Source organism: Oscillospiraceae bacterium (assembly GCA_034925865.1).
In the GTDB taxonomy this organism is placed as follows: domain Bacteria; phylum Bacillota; class Clostridia; order Oscillospirales; family SIG627; genus SIG704.
In genome coordinates this window covers 83,262-94,289 of sequence record JAYFRN010000001.1, presented here as the reverse complement: position 1 = coordinate 94,289, position 11,028 = coordinate 83,262, and the positions used below count along the sequence as shown (strand labels likewise).

Annotated in this window: 12 protein-coding genes; 5 read left to right on the top strand and 7 right to left on the bottom strand. The window is 40.7% G+C overall.

All coding sequences use genetic code 11. From position 1 onward, the window contains the following. Positions 1–62 precede the first annotated feature (62 nt). From VB118_00465 to VB118_00455, 3 genes are all read left to right on the top strand, one after another. Complete coding sequence (locus tag VB118_00465; GenBank protein MEA4831071.1) at positions 63–428, top strand: NusG domain II-containing protein; 366 nt, start codon at positions 63–65, stop codon at positions 426–428. A 22-nt stretch (positions 429–450) separates the two neighbouring features. Beyond that, on the top strand, positions 451–987 hold the full coding sequence (locus VB118_00460; GenBank protein ID MEA4831070.1) for a Gx transporter family protein: 537 nt from the start codon (positions 451–453) through the stop codon (positions 985–987). 75 nt (positions 988–1,062) lie between these two features. Continuing rightward, positions 1,063–2,088, top strand: coding sequence for an FAD:protein FMN transferase (locus VB118_00455; GenBank protein MEA4831069.1), 1,026 nt, complete (start codon positions 1,063–1,065; stop codon positions 2,086–2,088). Positions 2,089–2,267: 179 nt separating this feature from the next. Here VB118_00455 and VB118_00450 read toward each other — a convergent pair whose 3' ends face one another. Beyond that, entirely contained in the window at positions 2,268–3,272 is a 1,005-nt protein-coding gene (locus VB118_00450; GenBank protein ID MEA4831068.1) for an alpha/beta hydrolase, read from the bottom strand. Positions 3,273–3,392: 120 nt separating this feature from the next. Here VB118_00450 and VB118_00445 point away from each other — a divergent pair, with 120 nt between their 5' ends. Both VB118_00445 and VB118_00440 read left to right on the top strand, forming a co-directional pair. Then, positions 3,393–4,406, top strand: a complete 1,014-nt coding sequence (locus tag VB118_00445) for a bifunctional glycosyltransferase family 2/GtrA family protein (GenBank protein MEA4831067.1) — start codon at positions 3,393–3,395, stop codon at positions 4,404–4,406. Positions 4,407–4,661: 255 nt separating this feature from the next. Next, positions 4,662–5,330 (top strand): cell wall hydrolase, encoded by a 669-nt coding sequence (locus tag VB118_00440; protein ID MEA4831066.1) that lies wholly within the window; start codon positions 4,662–4,664, stop codon positions 5,328–5,330. Between the two features lie 196 nt (positions 5,331–5,526). Here the strand turns inward: VB118_00440 and VB118_00435 are convergent, their stop codons facing one another. The 6 genes from VB118_00435 to VB118_00410 form a co-directional block, all read right to left on the bottom strand. Then, positions 5,527–6,129 (bottom strand): GNAT family N-acetyltransferase, encoded by a 603-nt coding sequence (locus VB118_00435; GenBank protein ID MEA4831065.1) that lies wholly within the window; start codon positions 6,127–6,129, stop codon positions 5,527–5,529. Between the two features lie 22 nt (positions 6,130–6,151). Continuing rightward, positions 6,152–7,042 carry a protease modulator HflC gene (locus VB118_00430; GenBank protein MEA4831064.1) on the bottom strand — a complete coding sequence of 297 codons (891 nt, stop codon included), beginning with the start codon at positions 7,040–7,042 and terminating at the stop codon, positions 6,152–6,154. Positions 7,043–7,101: 59 nt separating this feature from the next. Continuing rightward, positions 7,102–8,055 (bottom strand): FtsH protease activity modulator HflK, encoded by a 954-nt coding sequence (gene hflK / locus VB118_00425; protein ID MEA4831063.1) that lies wholly within the window; start codon positions 8,053–8,055, stop codon positions 7,102–7,104. A 63-nt stretch (positions 8,056–8,118) separates the two neighbouring features. Next, positions 8,119–8,721 (bottom strand): carbohydrate-binding family 9-like protein, encoded by a 603-nt coding sequence (locus tag VB118_00420; protein ID MEA4831062.1) that lies wholly within the window; start codon positions 8,719–8,721, stop codon positions 8,119–8,121. 21 nt (positions 8,722–8,742) lie between these two features. Then, positions 8,743–10,038 carry an SPFH domain-containing protein gene (locus tag VB118_00415; GenBank protein ID MEA4831061.1) on the bottom strand — a complete coding sequence of 432 codons (1,296 nt, stop codon included), beginning with the start codon at positions 10,036–10,038 and terminating at the stop codon, positions 8,743–8,745. Between the two features lie 76 nt (positions 10,039–10,114). Then, complete coding sequence (locus tag VB118_00410) at positions 10,115–11,017, bottom strand: TIM44-like domain-containing protein (GenBank protein ID MEA4831060.1); 903 nt, start codon at positions 11,015–11,017, stop codon at positions 10,115–10,117. Positions 11,018–11,028: the final 11 nt, after the last annotated feature.

The window sequence follows — 11,028 nt, the reverse complement described above, 5'->3', positions numbered from 1 at the left end:
TCATCTTGAAAAAAACAGTAAAATTTGATATAATATACGCAATATAATACGGTGAGGAAAAAATGAAAATAAAGGACATTTTCTTTTTTTTGATTTATATGATAATTTCCGCAGGTATAGCGTTTGGAATATATTTTTTCCCTTTCGAGGTTCATTCCGACGCGTATGCTGAGATTATCCGTGACGGTGTTACCGTTTCAAAGCTCCTTCTTTCTGAAAACTCTGAATACATTTCGCCAGATAACGCATTCTGCGTCAGAGTCGACGACGGATATGCTTTTGTCGCATATTCTAATTGCCCCGATAAATGCTGTGTAGCTTTCGGAAAGACAAACACTCCTATGAAAACCATAGTATGCGTTCCGAATCGCCTCGTTGTCAAAGTAGTCTATCCAACCGGTGACGATTCAGACGCAATAGCCGGATGAACGCAGCTTTCAGGGCAATAAGATGAATAAAACACGCCGTATCGTGTCAGATGCCGCATTTCTGGCAATTAGTTTGATAATCTCCTATATAGAAGCCATTTTTTCATTATCTGCAATAATCCCAATACCGGGGATAAAGCTCGGATTTGCCAATATAATAACGCTTTATCTGATTTCGAGGAAACGGTTTGCCGATGCGCTCGCCGTGGCCGTTCTCAGATGTACGATCACTTTCATTATATTCGGAAATCCAGTATCTTTTTTTCTATCATTATCAGGTGCCGTTCTTGCGGTATTCTTCATGTCCGTTTCGCTTATCCTGATAAAACGCGGCTTTTCAGAGGCAACGATAAGCATATGCGGTTCGGCAGGCTTTACCGTCGGTCAGACAGTATCAGCCGCAATCTGTTTTTCCTCCGGTGTTTTTTATTATTTTCCTGTCATGTTCGCCGCTGCAGGCATTACCGGACTGGTCACCGGAATTATTTCAGTTCTTACATTCAAACGCATTGATATGATTACCGGAGTGACTATTGTTAAAAACAGCAATCATTATTAAAATTTCTATTAAATACCAGTTTTTTATGTGAGCCACAAGCAGTAAATATTGAAAGACCATAAACTGTATACATTTATGAAACATAAGCTTACGTTTATTATTACAACTATTATGCTGTTTTTGTCCGTTCTGCTTCAATCCTGTTCGCAGCAACCCTCAAAAAACATCTATAATTCATTTTTTATGGACACAATTTTCACATATACCCTTTATGGTGACAATACCGAAGCATTACGCGATAAGCTCGATGGTGAAGCCGGAAGGATCGAGCTTTTGTTTTCAAAAACAGATCAGAACAGCGAGCTGTACAAGCTTAATAAAGCAAAGGTTTCGACGAACCAAGAACTTTTGTCTCTTATACGCTTTTCAATGGATATGCGTGATTCCACAAACGGTTATTTCGATCCTTTGATCGGCGGAGTCACAGCTCTCTGGGATTTCAAAGCTGAAAACCCATCTTTACCGGATAATAATTCCATTCAAAGGGCTCTCTCCGAATCTTCTTTTAACAATATTACGCTCGAAACCAACCGCATTTATCTGGGAGAATCAACTCAAATCGATCTCGGCGGGATCGCCAAAGGATACACGGCAGATTCTATTACAGAGATATTAAAAGAATTTTCCGCAGAAAATGCCCTCGTTTCACTTGGAGGAAATATACTCGCGTTCGGTAATAATTCGGGCAAAGGCTATAAAATCGGCATCCGCGATCCGTCGGATACGAGTTCAGTTGCATGTACATTGAATTGCTCAGACACAATCATCTCTGTTTCAGGAGGATATGAGAGATTTTTTGTTCTGAACGGTACAACATATCATCATATAATTGATCCATTTACCGGGTATCCGGCAAAAACCGACTTAGGATCGGCTATAGTTATCGCGCCTCTGTCGATTGAAAACGCAGGAGCCTCTGCCGACGCACTTTCCACCGCGCTATTTGCGATGGGGCTTGATAAAGCGAAGGAAATTACCGCTTCGTTTGCCGATTTCAGTTTTATTCTAATCGGAGCCGGAGCTGACGGAGCAGTTTATGTGACAAAAAATCTGTCCGCTGATATTACAGTCTGCGGACAGCGTGAATTGATATTGTATTAAGGTAACCTCTAAGAACTCGTTTTTTCTATTGTTCCACTCTCAAAAAACGAAAAAAAGTAGAGATAATAAAAGAAAACAAGAGATGAAATTTTAAGTCATTGAATATTTAGAGGTTCCCTTAAGCAAATAATATGCGAAATATAAATAATTACCTATTTCTTATGAACAGTGATTATTTTTCATAAGGCGACGTCATCCTTGTGTTCACTGAACGCCGATGAGAAGAATTCATCAAGCTTTTTCTTATAATTTTCTTGGTTTTTTATAAAGCTTTGCGCATGCGCCGCATTCGGCGCGATATACAGCATTTTTGGTCCTTCATAAGCTTCATAAAGCTTGTTGACCATATAAAGCGGAACATATCTGTCATTTTCGCCATGAATAAAAAGAATCGGCAGCTTTGAATTTTTTATCTGCTTCAAAGCGTTGTTTTCACTTATAAAATACCCGTTGATTATTTTATTCCATATGCTGACAAGATAAAGTGCGGGAAACGGCTTTAATCCGTAGGTATTATAAAGCTGCAAAGACAGCTCCTCCCATGCGTTGGAATATCCGCAATCCTCCACTGCGCATTTTATCTGCGGTATAGTATTCTCCCCTAAAGCCGCCATGACTGCCGTGGCGCCCATGGATATTCCCATCAAGACAATTTCTATATCTTCTCCGTATCTTTTAACAAGATATTCGCACCATGACAGACAGTCTTTTCTGTCATTCCACCCAAAACCAATATATTTCCCTTCGCTTTCTCCGTGAGAGCGGTTATCCGGAATAAGCATTCCGAATCCGGCATCTGTAAAATACTCAGCCATCATTGCAAAATCATTCAATCCGTTGCTTCTGTATCCATGAATACAAACCGTAAATTTCAATTTGCCGTCAGTATGAACGGCGTTTGAAAGCACAATCGTCGCAGAAAGCTTTTTTCTGTCTTCAGAAATTATTTGCACTTTTTCGGTATATTTCGTTTTTAAGTATTCTTTACCTTTGTCGGCAAAATCCATGTATTCGTTACATTCATTTTGTGGCGGCACTTCCTTATTTTTACCGTTTTTTTTATGAGACGGTACCTGAGCTTTTCTTGACATTGTTAAATTAAACATATACAAACCATCACACATAAGTGATATTGCCGATAATGCCGCGGCAGTTGCGACAGCAGAAATAATGAACTTCTTCATTTTTTTATTCCTTTCAAATGCAATTAACGCGATTATTAATTAATAATTATTTTTATATAACTCTCATTTTGACTCTTTCTCATAAAACAACTTACCATTAATTCATACCAGAGGTCCTATATGATAATACTGATACCTTCTTACGAACCGGATAATAAACTGTTAAAGCTGATAGATGAAATTAAAGAAAACACTGATTATGATATTCTTGTTGTTAACGACGGAAGCAAGCCAGAATTCGATCCGGTCTTTGAAGGAGTAAGAGAGCGAGGCGTCACAATATTAACCCATGAAGTCAACAGGGGAAAAGGCGAAGCGCTTAAAACAGGATTCAAATACATATATGAGAATATACCAGGTTGTGTCGGAATAGTGACTGCAGATTGTGACGGACAGCATAAACTCAAGGATATTAACTCCGTCGCCATTCTTGTCAAGAATAACCTGAATCATCTTATCCTTGGATGCAGGAAATTTACAGGCAAAGTTCCGTTCAGAAATAAATTCGGAAACTCCTTTACTATCGCCTTTTTTCATCTTGCCACCGGAACACGCGTGAGCGATACTCAGACAGGTCTCAGAGGGGTTTCTTATTCTATGCTGCCCTGGCTGATGAGTATTAAGGGATCCCGTTTCGAATACGAACAGAACATGCTTCTTGACGCAAAACGCGCGGGCTTTGAATTTCTGGAAATTGAAATCGACACGGTGTATGATGAAAAGCATTATTCGTCTCATTACAGACCTATTGCAGATTCCGTAAGAGTCATGCTGCCGATTCTGAGATATCTCGCGGCTTCTATTATATCATTCTTTGTCGATTATATCCTGCTTTTGGTTTTTGATTCGTTAATAAACACTCTTTTTATCTCTGTAATACTTGCAAGGATCATCAGCGCGACAATTAATTACATGCTCAACAATAATCTTGTTTTTAACGATTCATCTAAAAAAGCAAGAACAACTTCATGGAAATATGCCCTTCTTGCAGTCGTTCTCGTATGCCTAAGCTACGTATTCCTCAGATTATTCCGTGATTTTATAGGTATCCCTCTTGCCGTCGCAAAGCCGATGACCGATATTATTCTCTTTTGTTCTTCATATTGGATTCAACGCAGATATGTATTCAATTGATAATAGACATATCAATATATATTAAATTGTCTTGTATTTATTTTATAAAATACTTATGACAGGTATTACAGCATTATTATTTTTCCTTTTAATGTAATTACATAACCTCGCCAAAAAGCGCGGTTATTCTTTATTGTTTTAATCAGTTTGACAAAAGCCGATATTTTTGTATAATATACTTCAATACGGCATTTTATTTTTATGTATATTCACATACTTAAGGCCGTATAATCATAAAAAAGCCCGAGGTGAGATATGCGAACTTATATATCAGGATTTGCTGTTATAATTATAACTATATATGCACTTTGGTTTAATCTGATATCAACGGTATTTGCGGCAGATATAGCAACTTTGGCAGAAAAGGCATATAAAACAGCGCCGAGTGTCAAAGTAACCTCATATGGTGATTCTAATGTATTTAAATCTGATCCAACACCCGACGACATTTCTCCCGATCTCGACTATCTGTCTGTGCCAGGTTATTCGTCTCCTGTGGACGCTTATGTTGAGGATTCGGTCATGTGCGGATCAATATGCATAAGTGAAGATGAATTGCGTATGTTGTATTGTGTTGTTCAGCGTGAGGTAGACAATCTTGGACTTGAACATAAACGGATAATCGCAGAGGTAATAATAAACCGTGTCAAATCCGATAAATTTCCAAATACGGTTTCAGATGTGCTTCATCAAAAAAAGCAATATCCGACAATAATCAATTTCTACAACACTACATTTGTGCCGGACGAGACGACCATACAAGCTGTCAACGATGTAATCAACGGAAGATGCGAAGACCGTTCATGCGGGGCGCTGTATTTCTACGATCCGGAATACACTTCAGACGAAGTGGCCGCATGGTTTGAATCCGATCTGTGTTATCTTTATACTATTGATTGTCACAGGTTTTTTAAAGATAAATAATAATTCATATGTAAAACGGACATTAATCACAGCCGGCATGCCTTGTGTCATGCCGGCTGTACAATTTTTTCAGAAATACGATAGATATGTTTAAGAGCTTTCAGGTATTATATATCGGACGGCTTCCCGGATAACATAAAAACTTTGACATCTTTTAAGGGTTTGACTGCTGTATACTCGCGGACAAAACACCGCTTCAGCGGATATCATTATACAAATATTCTTCTCTGATGATCGAATACACATGTATTGTTTTATATTCGCCCTTTATATACATGGAATCACGCAGGATCCCGTCAAGCTTCATACCGCATTTTTTCATTACGGAAGCCGACATGTCATTGCCTTCAATGTGCTTTGCCTCTATCCTTTTAAGGAGCATATGGTCAAAGCCAAAGGCAATGACTTTTTTTAACGCTTCTGTCGCGTAGCCTTTGTGCCAATAGCTTTCGTTGATCACATATCCGACTTCGGCGGAACGGTCACGTTCATTTATGGACGTAAAGCCGCAGGTGCCTATCATTTTCCCGTTTTCTTTGAGCTCAAGTCCCCAGTCGTAAAATTCGCCGGACATATATTGACCCTGCAGATATTTTATATAACGCCTTGTGTATTCTTCATCCTCATGCGGAGACCATGTAAGATAACGTGTTACATTTGGATTTTTTGAATATTCATACATATCGGCGGCATCTGTAACCGAGATTTTTCTTAAAATAAGCCTGTCGGTATCAAGAACCGGAATATCGGTAAAAATACGTTTCAGCTCGGAAACCCTCGGCCGAAATAGCGATTTCATAAGTAAAGAAGTCCTTCTGAAATTATTTGATATACCCCTTAAGCACCGTAGCAAGCTCGCTGTCGGCGTCAAATATAACCGTTTTGTTTTCGCCGTTCAACGTCGCTTTAAGCGCTTCTATAGAACGCAGGAATGTATAAAAGCTTTTTTTATCGTCCGTATCATATGCGGCAGCAAGGATTTTCATATATTCATTTTCGCCCTCGGCTTCAATGCGTGCAGCTTCAGCTTCTGCGTTTGATATTGTGATATTCACTTTTTTATCTACGTCGTTTTTGATCATCGTAGCCTGCTTCTCACCGTCGGCAGTATATTTTGCGGCCATCTGGTTTCTTTCGGATATCATTCTGGTGAATACCGCGGCCTCGTTTTCATTCGGAAGATCAAGCCGTTTTATTTTTACATCGACAATTTCGATTCCGTATTGCTTCGCGGATTCGGCCACCTGATCGTTGATCTTTTTATAAAGCTCGTTGCGCTCACCCGCATTTTCCTGGTTAATTACAGAGTTTTGCTCTATATTACCCATGGTTGTTTTAAGCGCGTTAAAGGTGGTATTGTCTATTCTGACTTCGGCTTCGTTGGTTGTCTGAAGAGTTTTATAAAAGAGTATGGGATCGGTTATTTTCCAGAGTATATAACTATCCACAATCATCGATTTTTTATCCGAAGTCAAGACCTCCGACGGCTTAATATCGTATAGTATAACTGTCTTCGGATATATGCTTACTTCGTCAAGAAAAGGTGCTTTGAAATAAATCCCGGATTCTGAGGCAACTTTTATTATTTTCGAAAACCTGACCACGCAGGCATATTCGTTTTCATTTACAGTATAAAAGCTCATTAAAGCGATTATTCCGGCGATTATGGCCACCGCAAGAATCGTAATGCCGACTTTATTCTTTGTTTTCATTTGTATATTATGCCTTTCTTCTTTTTATTGTTCACATGTGTGTGTTATTTTTTTATGATTCATTCTAGCGGCATGAACTTGAATATATCGCTGCCGTCGGAAGTGTTGATGATAATTTTAACTCCGGGCAGCGCGGTTTCGATTGCCTCGTAATACATTCTCGCACGTGTTATATCGGGATTGAGGTTATACTCGCTGTACATAGCTTCAAACATCGCAACCTGCTCGTGCGCTTCGTTTATTCTCTTTTCTTTGAGATACTGGGCATTCTGCAGAAGCTTGTCAGCTTGGGCCTCTGCCTCCGGAATCATTTTATTCTGATATGCGTTGGCTTCGTTTATTGCGGTCTCCATTCCCTGTCTTGCCGCCTCCACGTTTTTAAATGCCTGACTGACAGCATCGGTCGGAGCTTCAGCATCCTGAATAAGCACATTAAGAAGAATAAGTCCGATATCATATTTAGACAGCTCTTCTGTAATGAGGTCTTTGATTTCCAGCTGTATTTCAAGCTTTTTGTCCGTAAGAACGCTGTCTACGTTATATGAGCCAATGACATTTCTTATCTGACTTTGTGAAAGATTTTTGAGAATCAACTCAGGCTGTTTTGAAGCAAATAAAAACTTAACAGGATCGGATATTTTGTATTCGACTACAAAATCGACATTTACTATATTATAATCGCCTGTTATCATTTTACTTTCGGATTCGACAGCTTCACCGCTGCTTGAGTACCCGATTTCTATTTTTTTGATATTGTTGACATCGACAAGCTTTACCTTCTGGATGCCAAACGGCAACTTGAAATGTATTCCGGCCGAAGCGGTCCCAGTGGCTTTTCCGAATGTGGTAATGACTGCCCCCTGATAATCCTTTACTGTATACCAGCATGTTGAGAGCAATATCAGAGCAAGCACCACGATCACAACAGTGATTGCTATTTTTTTGAATTTTTCTTTATCGAAATTAATCGGCTTTTTCGCATATGAACCGCCGAAATTATAGTTTCCGTTCATTATTCTTACCTTTCTTGTTTTAATTATGGCGGCTTTGGGATTTTTCACAAAGCCGCCTTATGTTTACTCTATTATGAGTTCACCGAAGAAATCCGGTCTGTGAAAATCCGGCTTTTCTGTTTCAACCGGATTCCACATTAAATGATGAAGCACGGGAGTGTCATCGCCGCATTTGTACAAATTGCCTTTAAATTCATATCCGGGCGTAAAATCAATTTTACCGTATATTTTATAAATTGTCTCAAGCTCGAATCTCATCGTGACAGACCAACGGTCATCTTCGCGCACGGCTTCTACCTGTGGAAGAATGTCTGTAAACTCTGACAGCTTTTTTCTGTTATGTCTTTCTTCGCCTACGCCTATAAGCGAGGTGCCGAGCGAATTCATTTCACAGTTAATAAACAGCTTTGATTTTTCAGGAGCGAAATTCGCGAAAAACTCCATACAGCTGTCGGTGTAAACGGGATCATAAAACTTTGTATATCTGCTGAGCGGATTTGACTCATGGCAGGTCAGTTTTATATAAAAAGCATCATCGGGAACAAGGATTATCTGAGCGTATGTCAGAGGGCGGTAATCCCTGTCCCAGACTGAATTATCAATGTATGCTTTTTCAACACCGCAAAAGCACGGCTCTGCCTTTGATTTGATTTTATATACGTTCATATTTAAATTCACTTTCTGTATTTACGCTTTTGCGCCGCATTCCGGGCAGAATTTCGTCCCCGGTTCAAGCTCCGCACCGCATTTAGAACATTTGAGCTTTTCGGGCGGCATTTTGGCTCCGCATTCGCTGCAGAATTTACCGCTGTTTTCGGCTCCGCAGGCGCATTTCCAAGTTTTCCCGATTTTAGATTCAGGACGCTTTGCACCGCATTGAGTACAAAATTTACCTTTACTTTCGGCTCCGCAGATACATTTCCAGGTGTCGGCGGCGGATGATGAAGCCGTTTCATTTGACTTCAGCGCAGCCGCGATCTGCTCTCCGGTCTGCATCTGGTTCTGCGATCCCTGCTGCATTGTAGACATCGGATTGACGCCCATTGCTCCGAAACCGATTCCCATCCCCATCATTGTGCTCCCGCCGCCGGACGGATTTGAAGCGGCATTTTTGAGAGCTTCGCCCTGAGAATGAGCAAGATAAGCGCTCTGGGAAAGAGGATCCGAAAGCTCGTACTGATCGATTTTCTTCTTGGACTCATCATCGAAGGACACGCTTTGCACAGCGACTGACACTATCTCGATACCGCGCGCTTTAATCGCTTCGTCAAAGCTTTTTTCATGCATGCTGTTGACGATCTGCTCGCTCTTGCTGGGGAGATCGAGCGCCGGTATTTTATTCTCCGCCGTACCGAGCAAATTAAGCGTACTTTGCATCGAGGCGAGAAATTCGCTGGTCATCTGATCGACAAGCTCTGATTTGGAATATGTCTCTGCGTTTCCGGCGATTTTCCTCAACAACTCAAAGGGATTGTTTATTTTAAATGTGTATTTTCCGTACATGCGGATATTGACGGCCATTCCGTAAAGCGACTGAGTTCTCGGATTGAACGTAGGATGCCCCCAGTCTGAATATGGAATCGGCGTAGCAGTTCCGAATTTATTATCGAGAATTTCCTTCGCGTTAAAGAAATAAACGGCCTGTTGTTTTGAAATTGCTCCGCCGAACTTGAATCTTTCCCACATTTCTTTAAAGACAGGTCCGAAATCTCCTCCGAAAAAGCTCGGGGAGGTGGAATCGTCAAATGTGAATGCTCCCGGCTCAGCTGTTGCATCCTTTACAGCTCCGTTATCTACTATAAGAGCTATTTGTCCGGGATTTACTATTATTCTGCTGCCTTTGGAGATAATACTTCTTCCCTTTTGATCGATTTTGCGCTTCATTAGTATTTCGTTTCCGAGGTCTTCGCATTTCACTGCGTCAAGCCATTGATCTCCGAATACACTTCCGATGCTCGAAATCGCGGCTTTGATTAATCCCATTTTTTCTGCTCTGCCCTTTCATAATTATTATAATCAACCGATTTTGCTTTTCTGTTTTGTTTTGAATTATTTCATTTTATCTGACGCGTTCCATACGGTTCAATACCCATCCGTGATCGCCTGTTGTAATGACCGAATGGCAATATTCACATTGACCTGAGCTTGTTATTTCGGTCGGAGCGCCGCAATTCGGACAATTTGTCGTCGTCTGCTGCGATACAGATGTTTTTACTCCGCTGGAGCGAATAAATTCAAGCTTGTATCTCATTGTGTAACGAGTATCTTTGTTGCCCTTAACTACCTTGCCGGTCAGATCATCTGTAAGATAATCGTTCATTGCGGCCTCGAGGAATATGTCAAGCCGTTCCTTCGTACCGTCATTCTGATATCCGCACAGGTAACTGTTGTTTACGCATACGCGTTCGATAACGTTTGTCTGTTTGTTGCGCTTATATTCATCAAGCTGCGCGTTGTGTACGTTGAACAAAGCTTCAGATTCAAAAACCCTTACTATATGCCAGTCGCGCTTTGTCCATGCCTCCTGAAGCTTGACAAAAACTTCGTTGGCGTATCCGACGGCTTTTTCGCTTGTGAATTCAGGATCCTTTTGTTTAATCTCGGCCTCTATGGCGTCGTTTCTGTTTACCGGAAGGCTGGGCATCATCTGTACGGGAGTGCCCGGGGTAAATGTTCCCGTCCTCGTATTGCCTTTTGATCTTTTTATAATAACAAATACAACGACAACGAAGATAATAATACCTATTACCGAAATCCCATTTCCACCGGAGCCGGTGTTCCAAAACATATCGGTAATAAAGCTGTCTCCGCCGCCGCTCCAGTCACCGCCCCAATCGCTTCCTCCTCCGTCGCCCCAATCGTTGAAGTTTCCGACATCAGCAGACGCACAGATAACAAATAAAAAGCACAAGCATATGACGGCGGCAAGGATAATTGATATTTTAATCTTGCTTCTTTTCATTAGAATGGCAT

What these genes read in the sequence shown, in the direction of transcription:
- VB118_00440 (MEA4831066.1), top strand. Translation starts at nt 4,662, where the DNA reads ATGCGAACTTATATATCAGGATTTGCTGTTATAATTATAACTATATAT.
- VB118_00430 (MEA4831064.1), bottom strand. Translation starts at nt 7,042, where the DNA reads ATGAAAACAAAGAATAAAGTCGGCATTACGATTCTTGCGGTGGCCATA.
- VB118_00465 (MEA4831071.1), top strand. Translation starts at nt 63, where the DNA reads ATGAAAATAAAGGACATTTTCTTTTTTTTGATTTATATGATAATTTCC.
- VB118_00435 (MEA4831065.1), bottom strand. Translation starts at nt 6,129, where the DNA reads ATGAAATCGCTATTTCGGCCGAGGGTTTCCGAGCTGAAACGTATTTTT.
- VB118_00420 (MEA4831062.1), bottom strand. Translation starts at nt 8,721, where the DNA reads ATGAACGTATATAAAATCAAATCAAAGGCAGAGCCGTGCTTTTGCGGT.
- VB118_00415 (MEA4831061.1), bottom strand. Translation starts at nt 10,038, where the DNA reads ATGGGATTAATCAAAGCCGCGATTTCGAGCATCGGAAGTGTATTCGGA.
- VB118_00455 (MEA4831069.1), top strand. Translation starts at nt 1,063, where the DNA reads ATGAAACATAAGCTTACGTTTATTATTACAACTATTATGCTGTTTTTG.
- VB118_00410 (MEA4831060.1), bottom strand. Translation starts at nt 11,017, where the DNA reads ATGAAAAGAAGCAAGATTAAAATATCAATTATCCTTGCCGCCGTCATA.
- hflK (MEA4831063.1), bottom strand. Translation starts at nt 8,055, where the DNA reads ATGAACGGAAACTATAATTTCGGCGGTTCATATGCGAAAAAGCCGATT.
- VB118_00460 (MEA4831070.1), top strand. Translation starts at nt 451, where the DNA reads ATGAATAAAACACGCCGTATCGTGTCAGATGCCGCATTTCTGGCAATT.
- VB118_00450 (MEA4831068.1), bottom strand. Translation starts at nt 3,272, where the DNA reads ATGAAGAAGTTCATTATTTCTGCTGTCGCAACTGCCGCGGCATTATCG.
- VB118_00445 (MEA4831067.1), top strand. Translation starts at nt 3,393, where the DNA reads ATGATAATACTGATACCTTCTTACGAACCGGATAATAAACTGTTAAAG.